The 25,536-nt window shown below is 54.4% G+C and carries 20 protein-coding genes and 1 pseudogene; 7 read left to right on the top strand and 14 right to left on the bottom strand.

The features are described 5' to 3' along the window. Positions 1-162 precede the first annotated feature (162 nt). Positions 163-243: pseudogene (locus ACLD4F_RS16950) on the bottom strand (hypothetical protein); the annotation flags it as partial. A gap of 120 nt (positions 244-363) precedes the next feature. On the opposite strand from ACLD4F_RS16950, the gene kefF reads away from it, so the two are divergent. The 3 genes from kefF to folA all read left to right on the top strand — a co-directional run bounded on the left by kefF (position 364) and on the right by folA (position 3,428). Beyond that, positions 364-894 (top strand): glutathione-regulated potassium-efflux system oxidoreductase KefF, encoded by a 531-nt coding sequence (gene kefF, locus ACLD4F_RS16945; protein WP_023202441.1) that lies wholly within the window; start codon positions 364-366, stop codon positions 892-894. Continuing rightward, positions 887-2,749: a glutathione-regulated potassium-efflux system protein KefC gene (kefC, locus tag ACLD4F_RS16940; RefSeq protein WP_001748918.1), complete on the top strand. Its 1,863-nt coding sequence runs from the start codon at positions 887-889 to the stop codon at positions 2,747-2,749. The genes kefF and kefC overlap by 8 nt, the downstream gene beginning before the upstream one ends. A 199-nt stretch (positions 2,750-2,948) precedes the next feature. Then, positions 2,949-3,428, top strand: coding sequence for a type 3 dihydrofolate reductase (gene folA, locus ACLD4F_RS16935; protein WP_000624378.1), 480 nt, complete (start codon positions 2,949-2,951; stop codon positions 3,426-3,428). A 148-nt stretch (positions 3,429-3,576) separates the two neighbouring features. Here folA and apaH read toward each other — a convergent pair whose 3' ends face one another. From apaH to lptD, 6 genes are read right to left on the bottom strand one after another with little or no spacing between them, the layout of a single operon-like run. Further along, positions 3,577-4,425, bottom strand: a complete 849-nt coding sequence (gene apaH / locus ACLD4F_RS16930) for a bis(5'-nucleosyl)-tetraphosphatase (symmetrical) ApaH (RefSeq protein ID WP_000257211.1) — start codon at positions 4,423-4,425, stop codon at positions 3,577-3,579. Positions 4,426-4,435: 10 nt separating this feature from the next. Beyond that, positions 4,436-4,813 (bottom strand): Co2+/Mg2+ efflux protein ApaG, encoded by a 378-nt coding sequence (apaG, locus tag ACLD4F_RS16925; protein WP_000610894.1) that lies wholly within the window; start codon positions 4,811-4,813, stop codon positions 4,436-4,438. A gap of 2 nt (positions 4,814-4,815) precedes the next feature. Then, positions 4,816-5,637, bottom strand: coding sequence for a 16S rRNA (adenine(1518)-N(6)/adenine(1519)-N(6))-dimethyltransferase RsmA (gene rsmA, locus ACLD4F_RS16920; protein WP_411010948.1), 822 nt, complete (start codon positions 5,635-5,637; stop codon positions 4,816-4,818). Then, complete coding sequence (gene pdxA / locus ACLD4F_RS16915; protein ID WP_080095133.1) at positions 5,634-6,623, bottom strand: 4-hydroxythreonine-4-phosphate dehydrogenase PdxA; 990 nt, start codon at positions 6,621-6,623, stop codon at positions 5,634-5,636. The genes rsmA and pdxA overlap by 4 nt, the downstream gene beginning before the upstream one ends. Beyond that, positions 6,623-7,909: a peptidylprolyl isomerase SurA gene (surA, locus tag ACLD4F_RS16910; protein ID WP_000800482.1), complete on the bottom strand. Its 1,287-nt coding sequence runs from the start codon at positions 7,907-7,909 to the stop codon at positions 6,623-6,625. Before surA ends, pdxA begins: the two co-directional genes overlap by 1 nt. 53 nt (positions 7,910-7,962) lie before the next feature. After that, positions 7,963-10,323 (bottom strand): LPS assembly protein LptD, encoded by a 2,361-nt coding sequence (gene lptD / locus ACLD4F_RS16905; RefSeq protein WP_000746127.1) that lies wholly within the window; start codon positions 10,321-10,323, stop codon positions 7,963-7,965. Positions 10,324-10,576: 253 nt separating this feature from the next. Here lptD and djlA point away from each other — a divergent pair, with 253 nt between their 5' ends. Beyond that, positions 10,577-11,389 carry a co-chaperone DjlA gene (gene djlA, locus ACLD4F_RS16900; protein ID WP_001200591.1) on the top strand — a complete coding sequence of 271 codons (813 nt, stop codon included), beginning with the start codon at positions 10,577-10,579 and terminating at the stop codon, positions 11,387-11,389. 94 nt (positions 11,390-11,483) lie between these two features. Here djlA and rluA read toward each other — a convergent pair whose 3' ends face one another. The 4 genes from rluA to ACLD4F_RS16880 all read right to left on the bottom strand — a co-directional run bounded on the left by rluA (position 11,484) and on the right by ACLD4F_RS16880 (position 18,250). Continuing rightward, positions 11,484-12,143 carry a bifunctional tRNA pseudouridine(32) synthase/23S rRNA pseudouridine(746) synthase RluA gene (gene rluA / locus ACLD4F_RS16895; RefSeq protein WP_000525196.1) on the bottom strand — a complete coding sequence of 220 codons (660 nt, stop codon included), beginning with the start codon at positions 12,141-12,143 and terminating at the stop codon, positions 11,484-11,486. Between the two features lie 11 nt (positions 12,144-12,154). After that, positions 12,155-15,061 (bottom strand): RNA polymerase-associated protein RapA, encoded by a 2,907-nt coding sequence (rapA, locus tag ACLD4F_RS16890; RefSeq protein ID WP_001116966.1) that lies wholly within the window; start codon positions 15,059-15,061, stop codon positions 12,155-12,157. A 173-nt stretch (positions 15,062-15,234) separates the two neighbouring features. Then, on the bottom strand, positions 15,235-17,586 hold the full coding sequence (gene polB, locus ACLD4F_RS16885; RefSeq protein ID WP_411010947.1) for a DNA polymerase II: 2,352 nt from the start codon (positions 17,584-17,586) through the stop codon (positions 15,235-15,237). A gap of 43 nt (positions 17,587-17,629) precedes the next feature. Beyond that, positions 17,630-18,250, bottom strand: coding sequence for a YdcF family protein (locus tag ACLD4F_RS16880; RefSeq protein WP_411010946.1), 621 nt, complete (start codon positions 18,248-18,250; stop codon positions 17,630-17,632). A 715-nt stretch (positions 18,251-18,965) separates the two neighbouring features. On the opposite strand from ACLD4F_RS16880, the gene ACLD4F_RS16875 reads away from it, so the two are divergent. Next, the gene (locus ACLD4F_RS16875; RefSeq protein ID WP_001102194.1) at positions 18,966-19,385 is read left to right on the top strand and encodes a DUF4751 family protein; all 420 of its coding nucleotides are present in this window, start codon (positions 18,966-18,968) and stop codon (positions 19,383-19,385) included. A gap of 5 nt (positions 19,386-19,390) precedes the next feature. On the opposite strand, the gene araD is transcribed toward ACLD4F_RS16875, so the two are convergent. The 3 genes from araD to araB form a co-directional block, all read right to left on the bottom strand. Further along, a complete protein-coding gene (gene araD / locus ACLD4F_RS16870) occupies positions 19,391-20,086 on the bottom strand; it encodes an L-ribulose-5-phosphate 4-epimerase (RefSeq protein ID WP_000888690.1) in 696 nt (231 codons plus the stop codon). Positions 20,087-20,226: 140 nt separating this feature from the next. Continuing rightward, complete coding sequence (gene araA, locus ACLD4F_RS16865; RefSeq protein WP_000151692.1) at positions 20,227-21,729, bottom strand: L-arabinose isomerase; 1,503 nt, start codon at positions 21,727-21,729, stop codon at positions 20,227-20,229. 10 nt (positions 21,730-21,739) lie between these two features. Further along, entirely contained in the window at positions 21,740-23,449 is a 1,710-nt protein-coding gene (gene araB, locus ACLD4F_RS16860) for a ribulokinase (RefSeq protein ID WP_079944277.1), read from the bottom strand. A gap of 340 nt (positions 23,450-23,789) precedes the next feature. Between araB and araC the strand changes: the two genes are divergently transcribed. Both araC and ACLD4F_RS16850 read left to right on the top strand, forming a co-directional pair. Next, complete coding sequence (gene araC / locus ACLD4F_RS16855; RefSeq protein WP_000852387.1) at positions 23,790-24,635, top strand: arabinose operon transcriptional regulator AraC; 846 nt, start codon at positions 23,790-23,792, stop codon at positions 24,633-24,635. A 118-nt stretch (positions 24,636-24,753) separates the two neighbouring features. Further along, positions 24,754-25,521: a DedA family protein gene (locus ACLD4F_RS16850; protein ID WP_061377108.1), complete on the top strand. Its 768-nt coding sequence runs from the start codon at positions 24,754-24,756 to the stop codon at positions 25,519-25,521. Positions 25,522-25,536 lie beyond the last annotated feature (15 nt).

Here is a 25,536-nt window from a genome sequence, read left to right as displayed (position 1 = left end):
ATCCAGCGTGTCTGGAGGTTCAGATGCTGTTGGTGCTGCGCTTATTGGGCCTGTGTCATCATGTAATAGATTGATATTACAGTCATTACAGGAAAATTTAGCGCAGCGCCGCCCGACAAGAAGGCCTTAAACCGATTGGTCAGCAATTTAAGGCTGCCATCATCACCAACCCTTCCACACCGGATCGCGCTTTTCCGCAAACGCCTGCGGCCCTTCGAGAGCGTCTTCCGGGAGCAGGATGGCGTCAACCCTTGCTGGCGTTAATTCAATTTTTTCTGGTTAGCCGCTCAATAATATTCACTATTAGCCTGGCGAATTTGTCACTACACTTTGTAATAAAAAACAGATCATCACAGGCTAATCATGATCCTCATTATTTATGCGCATCCGTATCCGCATCATTCTCATGCGAATAAGCGGATGCTTGAACAGGCAGGGACGCTGGAAAACGTCGAAATACGTTCGCTTTATCACCTCTATCCCGATTTCAATATTGACGTTGCCGCCGAGCAGGAGGCGCTGTCGCGCGCGAGTCTTATCGTCTGGCAGCATCCGATGCAGTGGTACAGCGTCCCTCCTTTACTCAAATTATGGATGGATAAAGTCCTCACCCACGGCTGGGCTTACGGTCATGGCGGTACGGCATTGCACGGTAAACATCTGCTGTGGGCGGTAACGACCGGCGGTGGTGAAAACCACTTTGCTATCGGTTCACATCCCGGATTTGACGTCCTTTCTCAGCCGCTACAGGCGACGGCGCTCTATTGCGGCCTCAAATGGCTGCCGCCGTTTGCCATGCACTGCACGTTCATTTGCGATGACGACACCTTACAGGCGCAGGCGCGTCAGTATAAACAGCGTTTACTGGTATGGCAGGAGGTGAATCATGGATAGCCATACTCTACTGCAGGCGCTGATCTATCTTGGTTCGGCGGCGTTGATTGTGCCGATTGCGGTACGTTTGGGCTTAGGATCGGTGCTGGGGTATCTGATTGCGGGGTGTATTATCGGCCCCTGGGGACTACGGCTGGTGACGGACGCCGAATCTATTCTGCATTTTGCGGAAATCGGCGTCGTGCTGATGTTGTTTGTTATTGGGCTTGAGCTGGACCCGCAACGGTTATGGAAGCTGCGTGCCTCGGTATTTGGCGGCGGCGCGTTACAGATGGTGGTCTGCGGCGGACTGATTGGTCTGTTCTGCATGTTTCTTGGCCTGCGTTGGCAGGTGGCGGAACTGATTGGCATGACGCTGGCGCTTTCGTCCACGGCTATCGCCATGCAGGCAATGAATGAGCGTAACCTGACCGTTTCACAAGTAGGGCGTAGCGCATTTGCAGTGCTCTTGTTCCAGGATATCGCGGCGATCCCGCTGGTGGCGATGATTCCGCTGCTGGCCGCCAGCGGCGCATCCACCACGCTTGGCGCGTTTGCGCTATCGGCGTTGAAAGTCGCAGGCGCGTTGGCGCTGGTGGTGTTGCTGGGACGCTACGTTACGCGCCCGGCGCTGCGCTTTGTCGCGCGTTCTGGTTTGCGGGAAGTGTTCAGCGCCGTGGCGCTATTTCTGGTGTTTGGTTTCGGCCTGTTGCTGGAAGAGGTTGGGCTGTCAATGGCGATGGGCGCGTTCCTGGCGGGCGTTCTGCTGGCGAGTTCAGAATATCGTCATGCGCTGGAAAGCGATATTGAACCCTTTAAGGGGTTGCTGCTGGGGCTGTTCTTTATTGGCGTCGGCATGTCGATTGATTTCGGCACGCTGGTGGAGAATCCGCTGCGCATTCTGCTGTTGTTGGCCGGTTTTCTGGCAATCAAAATCGTCATGCTGTGGCTGGTCGCGAGGCCCCTGGGCGTACCGGCAAAACAGCGTCGCTGGTTTGCCGTCTTATTAGGCCAGGGAAGTGAGTTTGCGTTTGTGGTTTTTGGCGCGGCGCAAATGGCGGGTGTACTTGAGCCGGAATGGGCAAAAGCGCTGACGCTGGCGGTCGCGCTGTCGATGGCGGCAACGCCGATTTTTCTGGTGCTGCTGACGCGCATGGAGAAGACCGCGACGGGTGAAGCGCGCGAGGCGGATGAAATCGACGAAGAGCAACCGCGGGTTATTGTGGCCGGGTTTGGACGATTTGGTCAGATAGCCGGGCGTTTGCTGCTGTCGAGCGGGGTGAAGATGGTGGTGCTCGATCACGACCCCGATCATATCGAAACACTGCGTAAATTCGGCATGAAGGTTTTTTATGGCGACGCGACGCGTATGGATTTGCTGGAATCTGCCGGAGCGGCGAAGGCGGAGGTATTGATTAACGCCATTGACGATCCGCAAACCAATTTGCAACTGAGTGAACTGGTGAAGTCGCATTTCCCGCATCTGCAGATTATCGCCCGTGCCCGTGATGTCGATCATTACATTCGCCTGCGCCAGGCTGGTGTGGCGATGCCCGAACGTGAAACCTTCGAAGGCGCGCTCAAAAGCGGGCGACAGGCGCTGGAGGCGCTGGGGCTGGGGCGTTATGAAGCCCGCGAGCGCGCGGATCTGTTCCGTCATTTTAATACCCGGATGGTGGAAGAGATGGCGAAAGGGGAAAACGATCCGTTATCTCGCGCCGCCGCCTATAAACGTACCAGCGCGATGTTGAGCGAAATTATTACCGAGGACCGGGAGCATCTGTCGTTGATTCAGCGCCACGGCTGGCAGGGAACGGCTGAGGGCAAACATTCCGGAGAGGTCGCCGATGAACCCGAAGTCAAACCGTCAATCTAAAGTAAAAAATGTGATGTTCTGCAAACTTTACTGCTAATTGGCTGTTTTTGAACTACTGTAATGCTGGCGCTCCACATCAAATGAGTGGCGTCGCCAGCAGAACGAAAAATTTTCGTGCTCATCCTCTTTTCGTCAGTCGACGAAAGATTGCGCTTTACGTATAGTGGCGGCAATTTTTTTTTGTATCAGGAAATAATTAATGATCAGTCTGATTGCGGCGTTAGCGGTGGATCGCGTCATCGGTATGGAAAACGCCATGCCGTGGAACCTGCCTGCCGATCTCGCCTGGTTTAAACGTAACACGTTAAATAAACCTGTCGTCATGGGACGTCACACCTGGGAGTCCATCGGACGCCCCTTACCGGGACGTAAAAACATTATTATCAGCAGCCAGCCGGGCACCGACGATCGCGTGCAGTGGGTGAAGTCTGTCGATGAGGCGATTGCCGCTTGCGGCGATGCGCCGGAAATTATGGTCATTGGCGGCGGGCGCGTGTACGAGCAGTTCCTGCCAAAGGCGCAGAAGCTTTATCTGACGCATATTGATGCGGAAGTCGAAGGCGATACCCATTTTCCGGATTATGAACCGGATGACTGGGAATCGGTATTCAGTGAGTTTCACGATGCCGACGCGCAGAATTCTCACAGCTATTGTTTCGAGATTCTGGAGCGTCGTTAATACTGTAGTGCCGGATGGCGGCGAAACGCCTTATCCGGCCTACTCTTGAGCCGGATGTAGGCCTGATAAGCGTAGCGCCATCAGGCATAAACCAATCCTTGAGCCAGATGTAGGCCTGATAAGCGTAGCGCCATCAGGCATAAACCTATCAGGCGTTGACCGCTTCGCCTTCGCCCATATCCATCTGGCGGTTTGACGGCTGCACAAAATACTGTTTATCTTCCCAACGTAAACAGGTTAACTCCCCGCCCCAGCAGCAGCCGGTATCCAGCGCGTAAATACCTTCCGGCGTCCCTTTCCCTTCCAGCGACGCCCAGTGCCCGAACGCAATACTGTAAGCTTCGCTCACCGGCCCCGGAATGGCGAACCACGGCTTCAGCGGCGCAGGGGCATTTTCCGGCGACGCTTTACTGTACATATCCAGTTGACCGTTAGGAAAGCAGTAACGCATACGGGTAAAGGCATTAGTAATAAAGCGTAGCCGCGCCAGACCGCTTAACTCCGGCGACCAGTTATTTGGCATATCGCCATACATCGCGTCGAGGAAAAACGGATACGAGTCGCTCGACAGCACCGCTTCAACATCGCGGGCGCACTCTTTTGCCGTCTGCAAATCCCACTGCGGGGTAATACCCGCATGCGCCATGACCAGCTTTTTCTCTTCATCTACCTGCAACAGCGGCTGACGGCGTAACCAATTCAACAGCTCATCGGCGTCCGGCGCTTCAAGAAGCGGGGTCAGCCGGTCTTTAGGTTTGTTGCGGCTAATCCCGGCGAATACGGCCAACAGGTGTAAATCGTGATTCCCCAGCACCAAACGCACGCTATTGCCAAGCGATTTGACGTAGCGTAACACGTCCAGCGAACCGGGACCGCGGGCGACCAAATCGCCAGTCAGCCACAGAGTGTCTGTATCTGGCGTAAATTCCACTTGCTGTAATAAGGCGATCAGTTCGTCGTAGCAACCGTGAACGTCGCCGATGAGATAAGTTGCCATTGTTATAATTTTAGTGAATGAGTGTAGGGACGGCGAGTCGAAACACGGGAATGTCGATGGTAAAGGCGTCGCCATTTTCATCGATCATTTCGTAATGACCCTGCATGGTGCCCAGCGGCGTTTCAATTACCGCGCCGCTGGTGTACTGATACTCTTCGCCAGGCGCAATGCGCGGCTGGACGCCAACCACACCTTCGCCCTGGACTTCAGTTTCACGGCCATGACCATTGGTAATCAGCCAGTAGCGGCCCAATAGCTGCACTGGCGCCCGGCCCAGATTGCGGATGGTTACGGTATAGGCAAAAACGTAACGTTCATCGTCAGGTGAGGATTGCGCCTCAATGTAGACGCTTTGCACCTGAATACACACTCTGGGCGAATTGATCATGTTTAACTCTCCTTCAAAGGCGCGTTTTCCGACAGATAGTTGGCCATCTGGCAGTACTGCGCGACAGAGATATTTTCCGCGCGCATTGCCGGGTCAATACCCATTTCCGTCAACGTCTCAACGCTAAAAAGGTTGCCGAGACTGTTACGGATCGTTTTACGGCGCTGGTTAAAGGCCTCGGTGGTAATACGGCTCAACACGCGAATATCTTTAACCGGGTAAGGCATTATTGCGTGTGGAACCAGACGCACCACGGCGGAGTCCACTTTGGGCGGCGGCGTGAAGGCGGATGGCGGCACTTCAAGCACCGGGATCACCTGACAGTAATATTGCGCCATCACGCTTAAACGACCATACGCTTTGCTGTTCGGCCCTGCAACCAGACGATTTACCACTTCTTTTTGCAACATAAAGTGCATGTCGGCAATGGCATCAGTATAGCTAAAGAGATGGAACATCAGCGGGGTGGAGATATTATAGGGCAGATTGCCGAACACACGCAGCGGTTGGCCCAACTGCGCAGACAGTTCGCCAAAGTTCATGGTCATGGCGTCCTGCTGATAAATAGTCAGCTTCGGCCCTAAAAACGGATGGGTTTGCAAACGCGCCGCCAGATCGCGGTCAAGTTCAATGACCGTGAGCTTATCCAGTCGTTCGCCGACCGGCTCCGTCAGCGCCGCCAGACCGGGGCCGATTTCAACCATCGCCTGGCCTTTTTGCGGATTAATAGCAGAAACAATACTGTCGATCACAAACCGATCGTTGAGAAAGTTTTGCCCGAAGCGTTTACGGGCTAAATGGCCCTGATGGACTCGATTATTCATTGGGTATTAACAATCATTTTGATGGCGAGATTAAGCGCCGTAATAAAACTGCCGACATCCGCTTTTCCACGACCCGCCAGTTCAAGCGCGGTGCCGTGGTCAACGGAGGTTCGAATAAAAGGTAGGCCGAGCGTAATATTCACTCCCCGACCGAATCCCTGGTATTTTAGCACGGGCAGGCCCTGATCGTGGTACATTGCCAGCACCGCGTCGGCATTATCGAGATATTTGGGCTGAAACAGCGTATCAGCAGGTAGCGGCCCGTTGAGTTTCATCCCCTGCGCCCGCAGCTCGTCGAGCACCGGAATGATGGTGTCTATCTCTTCCGTGCCCATATGACCGCCTTCGCCCGCGTGCGGATTCAGGCCACAGACAAGAATGCGCGGTTCGGCAATACCAAATTTGGTCCGCAAATCGTGATGCAAAATAGCAATCACTTCGTGCAAAAGCGCAGGGGTGATGGCGTCTGCAATCACCCGTAGCGGCAGATGCGTGGTCGCCAGCGCCACGCGAAGTTCTTCGGTTGCCAGCATCATCACGACTTTTTTCGCCTGCGAACGCTCTTCGAAAAACTCGGTATGACCGGTAAACGGAATGCCTGCGTCGTTAATAACGCCTTTGTGCACTGGGCCTGTGATCAGCGCGGCAAATTCACCGTTCAGACAGCCATCACACGCTCGCGCCAGCGTCTCTACCACATAGGGGCCATTTTCTACCGTCAACTGACCGGGGATGGCAGGCGCGTGCAGCGAGACCGGCAATAGGGTCAGCGTTCCCGCGGGCTGCGGCGCAGCGGGGACATCAGGCGAGTAAGGGAGAAGCGAGAGGGGCAGGCCGAGCATGGCGGCCCGCTCCGTCAGGAGCGCGCCGTCCGCACAGACGACCAGTTCAATCGGCCACGCGCGTTGCGCCAGTTGGACGACAAGATCGGGGCCAATCCCGGCGGGTTCGCCGGGAGTGATAACAACGCGTTGCGCACTGCTCATTAGTTACTCAAAATCTTAACGTAAGCGCTGGCGCGCTGTTCTTGCATCCAGGTCGCCGCTTCTTCTGAGAATTTACGGTTCATCAGCATACGATAAGCGCGATCTTTCTGCGCCGCATCGGTTTTGTCTACCTTACGCGTATCCAGCAATTCGATCAGATGCCAGCCAAAAGAGGAGTGTACCGGCGCGCTTATTTGGCCTTTATGCAGCTTCGTCAGCGCGTCGCGGAACGCCGGATCGAAAATATCTGGCGTAGCCCAACCCAAATCACCGCCCTGGTTAGCGGAGCCCGGGTCCTGAGAGTACTCTTTCGCCGCAGCGGCAAATGTGGTTTTACCACTCTTAATGTCAGCCGCGATTTCTTCCAGCTTCAGGCGCGCCTGCTGATCGTTCATGATCGGCGACGGCTTAAGCAGAATGTGACGAGCGTGAACTTCGGTCACGGAGATACTCTGGCTCTGACCGCGCAGGTCATTTACTTTCAGAATGTGGAAACCGACGCCGGAGCGAATCGGGCCGACAATGTCGCCTTTCTTCGCAGTGCTCAGCGCCTGGGCGAAAATCCCCGGCAGCTCCTGGATACGGCCCCAGCCCATCTGACCGCCTTTTAGCGCCTGCTGGTCGGCAGAGTAGGTAATCGCCAGTTTGCCGAAATCTGCGCCGTTACGCGCTTCTTCAACAATGCTTTCCGCCTGGCGCTGCGCGTCGTTAACCTGCTCGGAGGTTGGGTTTTCCGGCAGAGCAATCAGGATATGGCTCAGGTTCAGCTCGGTGCTGGCATCGTTTTGGGTGCCAATCTGTTTTGCCAGCGCGTCAACTTCTTGCGGCAAAACGGTGATACGGCGACGAACCTCGTTGTTGCGCACTTCAGAGATAATCATCTCTTTACGAATCTGGTTACGGTAGGTTGAATAGTTCAGCCCATCGTAAGCCAGACGGCTGCGCATCTGATCCATCGTCATATTGTTTTGTTTGGCGATGTTGGCGATGGCCTGATCCAACTGCTCATCCGTGATCTTCACCCCCATCTTCTGACCCATCTGCAGGATAATTTGATCCATAATCAAACGTTCCAGGATCTGGTGACGCAGCGTGGCGTCGTCCGGAAGCTGCTGACCTGCCTGACCCGCGTTGAGTTTGACTGATTGCATTAAGCCATCAACGTCGCTTTCCAGCACGACGCCATTATTGACGACGGCTGCGACTTTATCGACTACCTGGGGGGCAGCGAAACTGGTATTCGCGATCATGGCGATACCGAGAAGCAGCGTTTTCCAGTTCTTCATACTTTTTCCATTTCAATTAACCGCAATGCGGATTACGTTGTAAATCAATCAGATCACATAGAGCTTTGGTACGGCAGAATGTTCGAACGCAACATTTCTTGCGTGCCGAGGCCGTAGTTAGAGCTCAAACCGCGCAGCTCAATGTTGAAGCCAATCGCGTTATCATAAATCGCGTGTTGTTTATCGTTATCCCAACCGTTCAGCTTACGTTCGTATCCGACGCGGATCGCATAGCAGCAAGAGTTGTACTGCAAGCCGAGCATCTGGTCTGCAGGTTTGCTCGAATTGGTATCGAAGTAGTACGCGCCGACAATCGACCAGCGATCGGCAATCGGCCAACTTGCCACCGCGCCCACCTGGTTGATGCCGTTTTTATACTGCTCTGCCGTGGAATAATACGAAGGCAACGTAGCCTGAATATATTCCGGGCTGGCATAGCGGTAGTTCAACTGTACCAGACGATCCTGATCCCGACGGTATTCGAGGCTGCTGCTGCTGGTAGCGACGCTATCCAGACGGGTATCGTACTGCACTCCGCTACGCAGCCCCCAGCGTTCTGAAATACGCCAGTAAGTGTCGCCTGCCCAAACCAGCGAACCGGTTTTGTCGTCATTCTCCCATTTAATGTTGTCATCGCCGGTGCGAGACTCCGTGAAATAGTAGATTTGACCAACAGAAACGTTAAAACGTTCAACGGCGGCATCATCATAAATGCGTGTTGTGACGCCGGTCGTGACCTGGTTGGCGGAAGCAATACGGTCGAGACCGCCATAAGTGCGGTCGCGGAACAGGCCGTTATAGTCGGATTGCAGCAAAGAAGAATCGTAGTTATAGATGCCGCTCTGGTCGCGGTACGGCACATACAGGTACTGCACGCGTGGTTCCAGCGTCTGGGTATACCCCGGCGCCAGCATCGCCATATCGCGTTCGAAGATGAGCTTACCGTCGACTTTAAACTGCGGCATGACGCGGTTAACCGAATCTTCCAGCTTATTTTTATTGTTTGGATCGCTGTTATAGCTGTCCAGATTCGTTTGCTGATAGTGCGTCGCCATCAGCTTCGCTTCGGTGTTCAGGCTGCCCCATCGGTTGGAGAGCGGCAAATTAATGGTTGGCTCCAGGTGGACGCGGGTCGCTTCCGGCATATTGTCTTTGGTGTTGACGAAATGTACCGCCTGGCCGTAAATCCGGGTATCAAACGGCCCGAGATCGTTATGGTAGTAGTTAACGTCTAACTGCGGCTCCGCAGAGTAGCTGCTGGTGTTTTGATCGTTAAAGACCTGGAATTGTTTGGTCGACACCGTAGCGTCAAAGTTTTGTACGGCGTAGCCGACGCTGAATTTCTGCGTTGCGTAGCCGTCGGTACTGGAACCGTACTTACTGTCGAAATCATTAAAGTAGCTGGAGTCGCTGACTTTGGTGTAATCGACGTTAAAACGCCACACCTGATCCATCACGCCTGAGTGCTGCCAGTAGAATAACCAGCGGTGCTTATCGCCCTCTTTGGGATGATCGTCCTCGTAAACTTTATCAGAAGGCAGATAATCTAATTCCATCACTCCCTCGCCCGCCTGCGTGAGATAACGGAATTCGTTCTCCCACATAATATTGCCGCGGCGGTGCATATAGTGCGGGGTGATGGTGGCGTCCATATTGGGCGCGATGTTCCAGTAATACGGTAAGTAGAACTCGAAATAGTTCTTGGTCGTGTATTTCGCGTTCGGGATCAGGAAACCTGAGCGACGTTTGTCACCGACGGGGAGCTGTAAATAGGGGCTATAAAAGATCGGAACCGGACCTACTTTAAACCGGGCGTTCCAGATCTCCGCAACCTGTTCTTCACGGTCATGGATGACTTCACTCCCCACCACGCTCCAGGTATCGGAGCCAGGCAGACAGGAGGTAAAGCTGCCGTTTTCCAGAATGGTATAGCGGTTTTCGCCGCGCTGCTTCATGAGATCGGCTTTACCGCGCCCCTGACGGCCCACCATCTGGTAATCGCCCTCCCAGACGTTCGTGTCTTTGGTGTTCAGGTTCGCCCAGCCCTTCGGCCCTTTAAGGATGACCTGATTGTCATCATAATGCACATTACCCAGCGCATCGACGGTGCGTACAGGTTCCGGCTGACCTTCCGCCTGCTTCTGATGAAGCTGCACTTCATCCGCTTGCAGGCGGCTATTCCCCTGCATAATGTCCACGTTGCCGGTAAAAACGGCATCGTCCGGGTAGTTACCTTTAGCGTTATCGGCATTGATAGTCACCGGCAGATCGTTGGTATCGCCTTTTACCAGAGGACGATCGTAGCTCGGCACGCCCAACATACACTGTGAGGCAAGATCGGCTGCCAGCCCCTGATGACTATAAAGGGCGCTGGCGATCATGGTGGCCAGAAGAGTGGGAATACGTTTTTTCATACGTTGTATTTATTGTTCCATCATCGGTAGCGTTGCGCGTGACAAACGGTCACAGCCTAACTTACTCATCTTCGCTGCGCCAGTGTTAATCCTGCCGTTTAGCGTCTGTGGTGTTAGGCACGGCATTGAATGACAGGTATGATAATGCAAATTATAGGCGATGTCCCACAATTGACCGTAGCCTTCATTCGCAGAAAAGCACCTTATTTTGTGGGAGATAGCCTCACCGATAGCGTAACGTTTTGGGGAGTCTATGCAGTACTGGGGAAAGATAATTGGCGTCGCCGTAGCCCTGATGATGGGCGGCGGCTTTTGGGGCGTGGTCCTGGGTCTGCTGGTGGGCCATATGTTCGACAAAGCCCGCAGCCGAAAAATGGCGTGGTTTGCCAACCAGCGGGAACGGCAGGCGCTGTTTTTTGCCACCACCTTTGAGGTGATGGGCCACTTAACCAAATCAAAAGGACGGGTGACGGAAGCGGATATTCATATCGCCAGTCAGTTGATGGATCGTATGAATTTACACGGCGATTCACGTACAGCCGCGCAGAACGCCTTTCGGGTCGGAAAAGCGGATAATTACCCATTACGTGAAAAGATGCGGCAGTTTCGTAGCGTCTGCTTCGGGCGTTTTGATCTGATCCGGATGTTTCTGGAAATTCAGATCCAGGCGGCGTTTGCCGATGGCTCGCTACACCCTAATGAGCGGGAAGTGCTGTATGTGATTGCGGAAGAGCTAGGTATTTCCCGCATACAGTTCGATCAGTTTCTGCGTATGATGCAGGGCGGCGCGCAGTTTGGCGGCGGTTATCATCAACAGTCCGGCGGCGGCTGGCAGCAGGCGCAGCGCGGCCCGACGCTGGAAGATGCCTGTAATGTGCTGGGGGTTAAAACCACCGACGATGCAACCACCATTAAACGCGCTTATCGCAAACTGATGAGCGAGCATCATCCGGACAAACTGGTCGCGAAAGGTTTACCGCCGGAAATGATGGAAATGGCGAAGCAAAAAGCGCAGGAAATTCAGAAAGCGTATGAGCTAATCAAAGAACAGAAAGGCTTCAAGTGATTGAATTGCCGGATGCGGCTAGCGCCTTATCCGGCCTACGTTAATGAATGTAGGCCGGGCAAGCGAAGCGCCCCAGCATAAATTGGCTCTGAATTTAAAAATCTGCCGGGACTTTAAACGTCATGCTGTTACCGTAAGCGGGATGGGTAATGGTCAGCATTTCGGCGTGTAACTGCAAACGCGGCGCCAGCGACAACGCTTCCGGCGAGGCGTAAAACCGATCGCCTAAAATCGGGTGGCCTAACGCCAGCATATGCACACGAAGCTGATGCGAACGTCCGGTGATCGGCTTGAGCACCACGCGGGCGGTATTATCCGCCGCAAACTCCACCACGTTATATTCCGTTTGCGCCGGTTTGCCGGTTTCATAACACACTTTCTGCTTTGGCCGGTTTGGCCAGTCGCAGATGAGCGGTAAGTCAACCAGCCCTTCCGCCGGGGAGGGATGCCCCCATACGCGCGCCACATACTGCTTTTTCGGCTCACGTTCGCGGAACTGGCGTTTTAGCTCCCGCTCCGCGGCTTTGGTCAGCGCCACTACAATCACGCCGCTGGTGGCCATATCCAGACGATGCACCGATTCTGCCTGCGGGTAGTCGCGCTGGATACGCGTCATAATGCTGTCTTTGTGCGCTTCCAGACGCCCCGGCACGGACAACAGGCCGCTGGGCTTATTGACCACCATAATGTGCTCATCCTGATACAGGATAACCAGCCAGGGTTCCTGCGGCGGATTGTAGTTTTCCATCCCCATGTACGGCTCCGTTATTGGTGCGTGACGACGATAAGACGCAGCGCGTCCAGACGCCAGCCTGCCTGATTCAGGCTTTCCAGTACCTGCTGACGGTTACTGTCGATAGCGGCAAGTTCGTCGTCGCGAATGTTCGGGTTGACGGCGCGCAGCGCTTCCAGACGCGACAGTTCCCCGGACAGTTTTTCATCCGCCTCGCGACGCGCGTTATCAATCAGCGCTCTGGCGGACTTTTCAATCTGCGTCTCGCCCAGTTGCAAAATGGCGTGGACGTCCTGTTGTACGGCGTTCACCAGTTTGCTGCCGGTGTGGCGATTCACGGCGCTGAGCTGACGGTTGAAGGTTTCAAACTCGACCTGGGCGGCCAGATTGTTGCCGTTTTTATCTAACAGCATACGTACCGGCGTCGGCGGCAGGAAGCGGTTCAGTTGTAGCTGTTTCGGCGCCTGCGCTTCCACGACGTAAACCAGTTCGACCAGCAGCGTGCCGACTGGCAGCGCTTTATTTTTCAACAGCGAAATGGTGCTGCTGCCGGTATCGCCGGAGAGGATCAGATCCAGTCCGTTACGGATGAGCGGATGTTCCCAGGTAATAAACTGCGCATCTTCGCGAGACAGGGCTACGTCACGTTCAAACGTGATAGTACAGCCGTCTTCCGGCAGGCCGGGGAAATCCGGCACCAACATGTGGTCGGACGGCGTCAGCACGATCAGGTTGTCGCCGCGATCGTCCTGGTTAATGCCGACGATATCGAACAGGTTCATGGCGAACGCGATCAGGTTGGTGTCGTCGTCCTGTTCTTCAATGCTTTGTGCGAGCTGTTGGGCTTTTTCTCCGCCGTTGGAGTGGATCTCCAGCAGGCGGTCGCGGCCCTGTTCTAACTGGGCTTTTAGCGCTTCATGCTGTTCGCGGCAGGATTTGATCAGATCGTCAAACCCGTCGGTTTCTTCAGGCGCGGCCAGATAGTTAATCAGACTGGCGTAGGCTGAATCATAAATCGCGCGACCGGTCGGGCAGGTGTGCTCAAAGGCGTCCAGCCCTTCGTGATACCAGCGAACCAGCACCGACTGGGCGGTTTTTTCCAGGTACGGGACGTGGATCTGGATATCATGCGCCTGGCCGATACGATCCAGACGACCAATACGCTGTTCCAGCAGATCCGGGTTAAACGGCAAGTCGAACATCACCAGATTGCTGGCAAACTGGAAGTTACGTCCTTCGGAGCCGATTTCGGAACATAACAGCACCTGCGCGCCGGTATCTTCTTCGGCGAACCAGGCGGCGGCGCGGTCGCGTTCAATAATCGACATGCCCTCATGGAACACGGCGGCGCGGATGCCTTCGCGTTCGCGCAGCACCTGCTCCAGCTGTAACGCGGTGGTCGCCTTAGCGCAGATCACCAGCACTTTTTGCGAACGATGGCTGGTCAGATAGCCCATTAGCCACTCAACGCGTGGGTCGAAGTTCCACCAGGTGCCAGTATCGCCTTCGAACTCCTGATAAATTTGTTCCGGATAGAGCATATCGCGGGCGCGATCTTCCGCGCTTTTACGCGCGCCCATAATGCCGGAGACCTTAATGGCGGTCTGATACTGGGTCGGCAGCGGCAGTTTTACCGTATGCAGTTCACGTTTCGGGAACCCCTTGACGCCGTTACGGGTGTTGCGGAACAGAACGCGGCTGGTGCCGTGGCGATCCATCAGCATCGACACCAGCTCATCACGGGCGGCCTGCGCGTCGTCGCGATCGCTATTAGCGGCCTGCAACAGCGGTTCAATATCCTGTTCGCCGATCAGATCGCCCAGCCTGTTCAGTTCGTCGTTGCTGAGTTTATTGCCCGCCAGCAGCATGGCCACCGCATCAGCGACAGGGCGGTAGTTTTTCTGTTCTTCGACAAACTGTTCGAAATCGTGGAAACGGTTCGGATCGAGCAGGCGCAAACGAGCGAAATGGCTTTCCATCCCCAGCTGTTCTGGCGTGGCGGTCAGCAGCAGCACGCCCGGTACGCGTTCAGCTAACTGTTCGATGGCCATATATTCACGGCTCGGCGCATCGGTACTCCACACCAGATGATGCGCTTCGTCGACCACCAGCAAATCCCACTCGGCGTCGCACAAATGTTCCAGACGCTGCTTATTACGGCGGGCGAAATCCAGCGAGCAGATCACCAGTTGTTCGGTTTCAAACGGGTTATACGCGTCGTGTTGCGCTTCGGTATAGCGTTCGTCATCGAACAGCGCGAAGCGCAGGTTGAAACGGCGCAGCATTTCTACCAGCCACTGGTGTTGCAGGGTTTCCGGCACGATGATCAATACGCGTTCCGCCGCGCCGGATAATAACTGTTGATGCAGAATCATCCCGGCTTCAATGGTTTTACCTAAGCCCACTTCATCCGCCAGCAGTACGCGCGGCGCGTGGCGACGACCTACATCATGAGCGATATTAAGCTGATGCGGGATCAGATTGGTCCGCTGACCGCGCAGACCGCTGTATGGCATCCGGTACTGCTCGCTCTGAAATTTACGGGCGCGATAGCGCAGCGCGAACCGATCCATTCGATCGATTTGACCGGCGAACAGACGATCCTGGGGCTTACTGAAAACCAACTTGCTGTCGAGCAGAACTTCGCGCAACGTCACATTGGTCTCTTCGGTATCCAGGCGGGTGCCGACATAAACAAGCAGGCCATTTTCTTCTTTTACTTCATCGATATGTAGCTGCCAGCCTTCATGGCTTGTAATCGTATCGCCAGGGTTGAACATGACGCGGGTCACGGGAGAATCACTGCGCGCATACAGGCGGTTTTCCCCCGTGGACGGGAAAAGTAAGGTGACGGTTCGCGCATCCATCGCAACAACGGTTCCAAGTCCCAGCTCGCTTTCTGTATCGCTGATCCAGCGTTGACCAAGTGTAAAAGGCATATGTGTTCGGCTCTATATCTTTAATTGCAGGCATTACTCGCCATTCCCAGGCGACAGCACTGGATAATTGCGAGTATACGACCCCGCTACCAGGCTAATGTGGTAGTGGCGTTAATTAGGTCCAGGAATGGAAAGGGCGCTATGGTACTGGAAGGCGGCGCTTTCGTCACGCGTCAAAATAGCCCCAGTTGCCCGGTCAGTAGTGTAGCAAAATTATCTTCAACGAAGGGAAGAATTCCTTCCGCCACGGGTTGTAGCTGGCGGGTAAGATAGTGTTCGTAATCCAGAGGCGACTGCTGGTAATCCACGGGCTCGGGGCCGTTAACAGTCCAGACATATTTTATGGCGCCGCGATTCTGATACTGCGCCGGACGACCCCGCTTCAGGTTTTGTTCATCCGCCAGCCGGGCGGCGCGAACGTGCGGCGGGATGTTACGTTGGTACTCATGTAAAGGGCGACGCAGACGCTTACGATAAACCAGCTGCGCGTCCAGCTCGCCCGCCATCAGTTTATCAATAGTCTCGCGCACATAGTCTTGATAAGGTTCATTGCGAAAAACGCGCAGATACAGCTCCTGTTGAAAGCGCTGCGCCAGCGGCGTCCAGTCGGTCCGCACCGTTTCCAGACCTTTAAATACCATGCGCTGGCTGTCGCCTTCCTGAATCAGGCCCGCGTAGCGTTTTTTACTGCCAGTATCCGCGCCGCGGATGGTCGGCATCAGAAAACGGCAAAAGTGGGTTTCAAACTCCAGCTCCAGCGCGCTGGTCAAATTTTGCTGTTGTAACGTCTGCGCCCACCATTCGTTCACGTGACGCACCAGCCTGTGCCCGATTTCCGCCGCGTCGGCTTCTGAATGCGCACGCCGGAGCCAGACGAAAGTGGAATCGGTATCGCCATAAATTACGTTATAACCCTGCGCCTCAATCAGCGCTTTGGTCTGGCGCATAATCGCATGGCCGCGCATGGTGATTGACGACGCCAGACGGGGATCGAAAAAGCGACAGGCCGTGGTGCCGAGTACGCCATAAAAGGCGTTCATAATGATTTTAAGCGCCTGCGAGAGCGGTTTATTGCCCTGACGTTTGGCTTCATCGCGCCCGTGCCAGATTTGGCTAACAATTTCCGGCAGGCAGTGCTTTTCTCGTGAAAACCAGGCGTCAAGGAAACCTTCGGTACTGTGTTCCGGATCCGGCTGCGCCATGCCTTCGACCAGCCCGACGGGATCAATCAAAAACGTGCGGATAATCGACGGGTACAGGCTTTTATAATCCAGCACCAGTACTGAATCGTATAATCCGGGTTGTGAATCCATTACGTAGCCGCCGGGACTTGCCAGCGGCGGCACTTCGCCGAGATTGGGCGCGACATAGCCGGCGCGGTGCATTCGCGGAAAGTAAAGATGCCCGAATGCGGCGACCGAACCGCCGTGGCGATCGACCGGCAGGCCGTTGATCGTCGCGCGTTCCAGCAAAAACGGCATGATCTCGGTTTTATGGAAAATGCGCGTGACCAGCTCGCAGTCTTTCAGGTTGTAGGTGGCGAGGGCGGGTTTATCCTGGGCAAAGCGACGATCGATCTCATCCATACGATCCCAGGGATTATCAATGGATTTTCCTTCGCCGAGCAGTTCCTGCGAGACGGCTTCCAGCGAAAAAGACGAAAAATTCCAGAACGCGGATTTAAGCGCGTCAATACCATCGATAATGACTCGCCCTCTGGCCTGGGCGAAAAAAACGCCGTTTTTGAAGCCATGTTCGCGCCACTCCAGTTCGCTATTGTCTCGCCCCAGCCGTAAAGGGATACGGTAGCGTTCGGCATGTTTTTGCAGCATACGCAGGTCGAACTGCACCACGTTCCAGCCGATGATGACGTCAGGATCATGCTCGGCAAACCAGGCGTTGAGTTTTTCCAGCAACTGCGAGCGGCTGGCGACATACACAAGCTCGAAGTCCAGTTGGCGGTCATCGCCATTCGCCGGGCCCAGCATATAAACGGTACGCTGGCCGCAGCCTTCCAGACCAATGCAATACAGTTCGCCGTGTCGCGTGGTTTCGATATCCAGCGAGACCCATTTTAGCGGCGGTCGATAGTCGGGGTGGGGTTTAAGACGCGCATTGCGGATAACGCCGTTGCGCATCTCGCCGTCTACCCAAACGGGCGACGTAATAAAACGTTCCATCAGGTAACGTTCCGGCGGGCGTACATCCGCTTCATAAACGGTGACGCCGCTTTCGCGCAGCAGTTTCTCCATCCGCATAAGCTGGCGGTGAGTGCGGCAATACAGACCGGATACCGGCTGACGATGAAAGTCTCGCAGCTGGAGCGGCGTCAGGCGATAGTCTTTTTCCGCCTGTAGCAGCGAGGCGGCGCGGGAGGTCTGGCTGGTCGGAATAAACGCCACGGATTCCTGCGGTGCCAGCGTCGCCTGCACAGGGCCGTTGTCTGTCGCCAGCCAGAAAGAGACCTCCGTTCCTTGCGGCGTATCCCGCCAGTGCCGGGTTAAAATGAAACCTGCCTGCGCCACGATGATTACCTGTCTAAAAAATTCACGCTAATTATAACCTGTTTTAGGGGGGGGTACTGTTATTTTGTACAGGCATATAACGTAAAAGCCGATATCCGCTGTAATAAAAAGTTTCTCGCAGTAAGAAGCGGGTTTTCGCCCACCAGGATTTATAGCGGGTGGATCGCGTGGGTGATGAGCGGCTATCGATACCATTATCCTGAGCGATAGTTTTCAGACGCAGCATATGCAGCGGATCGCTGACCAGTAACGCTGTGCGCCATTGTTGTTGTCGCAGTATCTGTTTTGCGTAACGAATATTTTCGCGCGTCACGGTAGAGCGCTCTTCAATAAAAATCGCCTTAGCCGGAATGCCTTTTTCCAGAACGTATTGACGGGCTATCGCCGCGTCGGAAACCGTTGCGCCAGCGCCGTAGCCGCCGGTTAATACCAACGCGCGGACAATGTGTTGTTGGTAAAGCCAGATGGCATGATCCAGTCTGGCCTGAAAAACGGGAGAAGGCGTTTTTCCGCTAACGCCTGCTCCTGCGACAATCGCGCAGTCAGCTACGCGCGTCTGGTCTTGCTGACTGAACTGATAAATAGCGATAGCGTTATTGATAAACACCGTGGCCATAATGAGAATTATGCCTGCCGCGATTCTGGTGATGTAGCGATATTTCATGAATGAGTTCGTTCCCCGTGACGGGTGTAATGGATATTTTAACGATAAAAGGATTTTTAGCGTCAGATATTTTTGCTGACGTCTATTTATCAATATATACCCAAAATAATTCGAGTTGCTTAAAGGCGGCAAGGGAGTGAGTCCCCAGGAGCATAGATAACTATGTTGGGGTGAGCGACAAATCTGCCGGGAGCAGATTTGAACGTCGCGTGCGACGGCCCGTCAGGGCGAGGCCCATGGATGGGCCGAGTAATCCGTAGCCAACACATAAGCAACTTGACGTATGAAGGGTATAATGATGCTGGTGTAGACAGCTGATATAATTATCCTATAACTGCTAATTTTGAATCATGTTTATTTACAATTTTTATCCATAGGTTGGCTGTTTTGTGTCAAGTCTGTTTCCATACATTAAGTATTTTTCAGAATAGTGCTTGCTTGAATCTGTTACTTATTTCTCGGATTAACAAAAAAGCGATATTTTTTGTTTGTTTTAATTAATGAAAAGTGTAAGAATTTCATTTGAAACATCCGCACCGCCAGGTAGAAATATAATATTCCAATTGGCCGCTATGGTTAAATAAAAATGGATTACAGTGCGAATTCGTCGGGAACTCTCTGCATAATTTAATTTTTATTTTAGAATATAATTTTATTTTGACTTTCAGGTGCGGGTGTTTTTATCAAAATGTGTGGTATTCGGGAATGATCTTTTATGAATGTGAATATGCAGGCGTGTCCGGTAGGGAACGAACGTTATCTTTTCGTCAATACTCAACGCGCTAACCCTTCCATAAAAACCGTGAGTCGATTTTTTGAGTATAAAACATGGACAGATCAGATTTGGCGTACCGAAATTATTGAAAACGGCAATGCTTTTTTTCACTGGCAAGGACACGACAGAAAAAACGGGCATCGGGATACCATTATTAATTATCTGTTAAATGGGCAACGCTGGCAGTCAACAATTGAAGATTATATTTTCTTCCATGCGCTGGAAGGAAAAGTGTTGCAGGGACATTATGATAATATTATTGAATATGTGAGTTCTGATAATTACGTCTATCAAAGCGCATTTGCTGAATATATCACCGACCAGATTCATCAACGCGCCCCCAATGGGACGCGTTTTTAGAGGCATTACTGCCCGTAATAGGCTTTTGCGCCGTGTTTGCGTAGATAGTGTTTATCCAGCAGGGATTGCTGCATGTCGGGCAACTGCGGCGCAAGCTGGCGGCAGAAGATCCCCATATAGGCCACTTCTTCCAGCACGATGGCGTTATGCACGGCATCCTCGGCATTTTTACCCCAGGCAAACGGGCCGTGCGAATGGACAAGCACGCCGGGCATTTGAGCGGCGTCAATGCCTTGTTTTTCAAAGGCTTCAACAATGACATTGCCCGTTTCCCATTCATACTCGCCATTAATTTCCGCCTCGGTCATTTTGCGAGTGCAGGGAATCGTACCGTAGAAATAGTCGGCGTGGGTGGTTCCCGTCGCCGGAATCGGCTGACCCGCCTGCGCCCAGATAGTCGCGTGGCGCGAATGGGTGTGTACGATGCCGCCGATAGTCGGAAATGCCTGATATAACAAACGGTGGGTTGGCGTATCGGACGACGGTTTCTTATGACCTTCAACGACTTCACCGGTCTCCAGACTGACCACCACCATATCCTCAGCGGTCATGACGCTATAATCGACGCCGGACGGCTTAATCACCAGTACGCCGCGTTCGCGATCGACGGCGCTGACGTTACCCCAGGTAAGGGTGACCAGGTTGTGTTTTGGCAGCGCCAGATTGGCTTCCAGTACCTGGCGTTTGAGATCTTCTAACATTGTTTTCTCCCTGCCGGATGGCGCTTCGCTTATCCGGCCTACGAGCGACGGTGTGCCGGATGGCGACATAAATGCCTTATTCGGCCTACAGGACCGTAGGCCCGGTAAACGCAGTGCCACCGGGCAATCCGTTTCACCAATTAACGTTTGAAACCGTAATACACCTCGTTCCAGCGCAGCGCGTCCTTAAAGGCCGGCAGACGGGTATCATTATCAATTACCGCGATTTCGATATCGTGTATTTCTGCGAACTGGCGCATATCGTTCAGATCCAGCGCGTGGCTGAAGACGGTATGGTGCGCGCCGCCAGCCAGAATCCACGCTTCGGAGGCGGTCGGCAGATCCGGCTGCGCCTTCCACAGCGCGTTAGCTACCGGCAGTTTCGGCAGGGAGTGCGGCGTTTTTACGGTGTCAATGCAGTTGACCAGCAGGCGATAACGATCGCCGAGGTCGATCAGGCTGGCGACGATCGCCGGGCCGGTTTGGGTATTGAAAATCAAACGCGCCGGATCTTCCTTGCCGCCAATGCCGAGGTGCTGGACGTCGAGGATCGGTTTCTCTTCCACCGCGATGGACGGACACACTTCCAGCATGTGCGAGCCGAGCACCAGATCGTTGCCTTTCTCGAAGTGGTAGGTGTAATCCTCCATAAATGAGGTGCCGCCCTGCAGACCGGTTGACATCACTTTCATAATGCGAAGCAGAGCGGCGGTTTTCCAGTCGCCTTCGCCCGCAAAGCCGTAGCCCTGTTGCATAAGACGCTGTACGGCCAGACCCGGAAGCTGTTTCAGACCGTGTAAATCTTCAAAGGTAGTAGTGAATGCGTGGAAGCCGCCCTGTTCCAGGAAACGCTTCATACCGAGTTCAATACGCGCCGCTTCCCGCACGTTCTGGCGTTTATCGCCGTGGATCTGGGTGGCGGGCGTCAGGGTATAGCTGCTTTCATACTCGTCAATCAGAGCGTTGATATCGCCGTCGCCGATAGAATTCACCACCTGCACCAGATCGCCGACCGCCCAGGTATTGACCGAAAAGCCAAATTTGATTTGCGCGGCCACTTTATCACCGTCAGTCACTGCGACTTCACGCATATTGTCGCCGAAGCGGCAGACTTTTAGCTGGCGGGTATCCTGTTTAGAGACCGCCTGGCGCATCCAGGCGCCGATACGCGTATGGGCCTCTTTATCCTGCCAGTGGCCAGTGACGACCGCGTGCTGCTGGCGCATCCGCGCACCGATGAAGCCGAACTCGCGGCCGCCGTGCGCAGTCTGGTTCAGGTTCATAAAGTCCATATCGATGCTGTCCCACGGCAGGGCGGCGTTAAATTGGGTATGGAATTGCAGTAGTGGTTTGTTAAGGATACTCAGCCCGTTGATCCACATTTTGGCCGGGGAGAAGGTGTGCAGCCAGACCACCAGCCCCGCGCAGCGATCGTCATAATTGGCGTCACGACAAATGGCGGTAATCTCATCCGGCGAGGTGCCCAGCGGTTTTAATACCAGTTTACATGGCAGTTTGGCTTCGGTATTCAGCGCGTTGACCACATGCTCGGCATGTTGAGTGACCTGACGCAGGGTTTCTGCGCCATACAAATGCTGGCTGCCAATCACAAACCATACTTCATAATTATCAAAAATCGTCATTGTCGTGTCCTTAATGAGTCAGGATTGCCTGATTGGCCGGGGTCGTTGGCGCCGGCGCGGCAGTCGGAAGATAATGTTGTTCTGCACTTAGCGCCCACTGCTGGTAGCGGCGGTAAAGCTGTTCGAGGCGTTGCGCCTGTTCAGGGCGGGGGCGCAGAGTGAGTTCTACCGCGCTCGCCATGCTTTGCTGGGCGGCAGGAATATCGGCATGGACCTTCGCAGCGACGGCGGCAAAGATAGCGGCGCCTAATGCGCAGCACTGGTCGGAAGCGACGATCTGCAACGGACGATTCAGTACGTCGCAGCAGACCTGCATAATGACCTGATTTTTACGGGCGATGCCGCCAAGCGCCATCACGTTATTGACCGCGATACCCTGATCGGTAAAACACTCCTGAATGGCGCGCGCGCCGAAGGCGGTCGAGGCGACCAAACCGCCAAACAGCGCTGGCGCGTCGGTGGCGAGATTGAGATCGGTAATGACGCCTTTCAGACGTTGGTTGGCATTGGGCGTGCGGCGACCGTTAAACCAGTCGAGCACCACCGGCAGGTGATCCAGGGACGGATTTTTCGCCCAGGCGTCGGTGAGCGCTGGCAGTAGCTGCTTCTGGCTGGCGTTAATCTGGGTTTTCAGTTCCGGGTGCTGCGCGGCAAGTTGTTCCAGCGGCCAGCTCAACACGCGGCTAAACCAGGCGTAGATATCGCCGAAAGCAGATTGGCCCGCTTCCAGACCGATAAAGTTCGGCACCACGCTGCCGTCAACCTGACCGCAAATGCCTTTCACGGCGCGATCCCCGACGCTCTGTTTATCCGCAATCAGAATGTCGCAGGTAGACGTGCCGATGACTTTTACCAGCGTATTGGGCTGTGCGCCCGCGCCGACCGCGCCCATATGACAGTCGAACGCGCCGCCGGAAATCACTACGCTTTCCGGCAAGCCGAGGCGCTGCGCCCATTCGGCGCACAGGGTGCCCACGGGCAGATCGGCGGTGAAGGTTTCGCTAAATAACGGGTAGCGCAGATGACGGTTAATGCACGGATCGAGTTCATCAAAGAAGCTCGCGGGCGGCAGGCCGCCCCAGCTTTCATGCCACAGCGTTTTGTGCCCGGCGCTGCAGCGGCCACGGCGGATATCCTGCGGGCGAGTGGTGCCGGAAAGCAGCGCCGGCACCCAGTCACACAGTTCAATCCACGAGACGGCGGCCTGCGCGACGGCGCTATCCTGACGGGTGACGTGCAGAATCTTCGCCCAGAACCATTCGCTGGAGTAAATGCCGCCAATATAGCGGGAGTAGTCGACCTTGCCTGGCTTATGGCACAGACGAGTGATTTCATCGGCCTCTTCCACCGCGGTGTGATCTTTCCACAGCACAAACATCGCATTCGGGTTCTCGGCGAACTCCGGACGCAGCGCCAGGACGTTACCGTCGGCGTCAATCGGCGCTGGCGTAGAACCGGTGCTGTCAACGCCAATGCCAACGACATTTGCGCGTTGCGCGGCGCTTAATTGTGCCAGAACGGCTTTCAGCGCGGCCTCCATTGACTCCATGTAGTCGCGCGGATGATGACGGAACTGGTTGTTCGGGCCGTCGCAATAACGGCCTTCTTGCCAGCGCGGATACCACTCTACGCTGGTGGCGATCTCGTCGCCGGTGGCGCAGTCCACTGCCAGAGCGCGCACTGAATCACTGCCAAAATCGAGGCCAATTGCAATTGCCATCGTCTTACTCCATCCAGAAAAACAGGTATGGAGAAACAGTAGAGAGTCGCGGCAAAAACCGTCAGGCAGGATCCGCTAATCTTATGGACAAAAATGCTAATGCTTTGCAAAGTGTGACGCTGTGCAAATATTCAATGTGGACATTCCAGCCATAGTTATAGACACTTCTGTTACTTAATTTTATCGCCTGAACTGTACGCTTTTGTTACAAAGCGCTTTTCACAAGCGGGGTTGATACGTGCTTTCATCAAGCGCAAAGTCTTGCGGAGACGTAAGCATTGTCGTCCTGGTCAATATGGACAATTTGTTTCTTCTCTGAACATCGGGGGGTAGATAAATCATGGCTGAAACGCAAAATGATCCGCTATTGCCGGGATATTCATTTAATGCCCATCTGGTCGCCGGGCTGACGCCGATTGAAGCGAATGGATATCTGGATTTTTTTATCGATCGTCCGTTGGGCATGAAGGGATATATTCTTAACCTGACTATCCGCGGAGAAGGCGTCATTAATAATAATGGCGAGCAGTTTGTCTGTCGGCCTGGCGATATATTATTGTTTCCGCCGGGCGAGATTCATCACTATGGACGGCATCCGGACGCCAGCGAGTGGTATCACCAGTGGGTTTATTTCCGGCCTCGCGCCTACTGGCAGGAGTGGCTGACCTGGCCGACAATCTTTGCCCAGACAGGATTTTTCCGCCCGGACGAGGCGCGCCAGCCGCATTTCAGCGAACTGTTCGGGCAGATCATCAGCGCCGGGCAAGGGGAAGGCCGCTATTCTGAGCTACTGGCGATCAATCTGCTGGAGCAGTTGTTGCTCAGACGTATGGCGGTAATTAATGAGTCGTTGCACCCGCCGATGGATAGCCGTGTGCGCGATGCCTGCCAGTATATCAGCGACCATCTGGCAGACAGCCATTTTGATATCGCCAGCGTCGCCCAGCATGTCTGCCTGTCGCCCTCCCGGTTATCGCATCTGTTCCGCCAGCAGTTAGGCATTAGCGTATTGAGTTGGCGCGAAGATCAGCGTATCAGCCAGGCGAAACTCCTGCTTAGCACCACGCGAATGCCGATAGCGACCGTTGGGCGCAATGTTGGATTTGACGATCAGCTCTATTTTTCGCGGGTATTTAAAAAATGCACAGGGGCAAGTCCTAGCGAGTTCAGGGCCGGATGTGAATAAAAAGTGAATGATGTGTCCACAAAGATGTCATAAGCCGTAACTATTCGGATAATTGACGGCTTGACGAAGGGGGACGGGGTAAGCAGAATCCCTGCTTCATCACGCTGACGGACACACTATGCAAGCACTGCTGGAACACTTTATCACCCAATCCACTTTGTATTCGCTTATCGCCGTGTTGCTGGTCGCCTTCCTGGAATCGCTGGCGCTGGTGGGGTTGATTTTACCCGGTACGGTACTGATGGCGGGGCTGGGCGCGCTTATCGGCAGCGGCGAGCTCAATTTTTGGCATGCCTGGCTGGTGGGTATTATCGGCTGTCTGATGGGCGACTGGATTTCGTTCTGGCTGGGGTGGCGCTTTAAAAAGCCGCTACACCGCTGGTCTTTTATGAAAAAGAACAAGTCGCTGCTGGATAAAACCGAACACGCGCTGCATCAGCACAGTATGTTCACGATCCTGGTCGGACGTTTTGTCGGTCCGACGAGGCCTCTGGTGCCGATGGTGGCAGGGATGCTGGATCTTCCCGTGGCGAAATTTATTGGGCCGAACTTGATTGGCTGTTTGCTGTGGCCGCCGTTTTATTTCCTGCCGGGCATTCTGGCGGGAGCGGCAATCGATATTCCTTCCGATATGCAGAGCGGAGATTTCAAATGGCTGCTGCTGGCGACGGCGTTGCTGCTGTGGGTCGGAGGCTGGCTATGCTGGCGGCTGTGGCGCAGCGGCAAAGCGGCAGTCGATCGTTTAACCGCGTATTTCCCCCGCAGCCGTTTGCTGTATCTGGCGCCGTTGACGCTCGGGATCGGCGTGGTCGCGCTGGTGGTGCTGATTCGCCACCCGCTGATGCCGGTATATATCGATATTCTGCGCAAAGTTGTGGGTTACTAACGATTCCTTTGCCGG

Source organism: Salmonella sp. 741265050_HSA, from assembly GCF_046569445.1.
GTDB lineage: Bacteria > Pseudomonadota > Gammaproteobacteria > Enterobacterales > Enterobacteriaceae > Salmonella > Salmonella enterica.
This window is presented reverse-complemented; position numbering and strand designations above follow the sequence as displayed.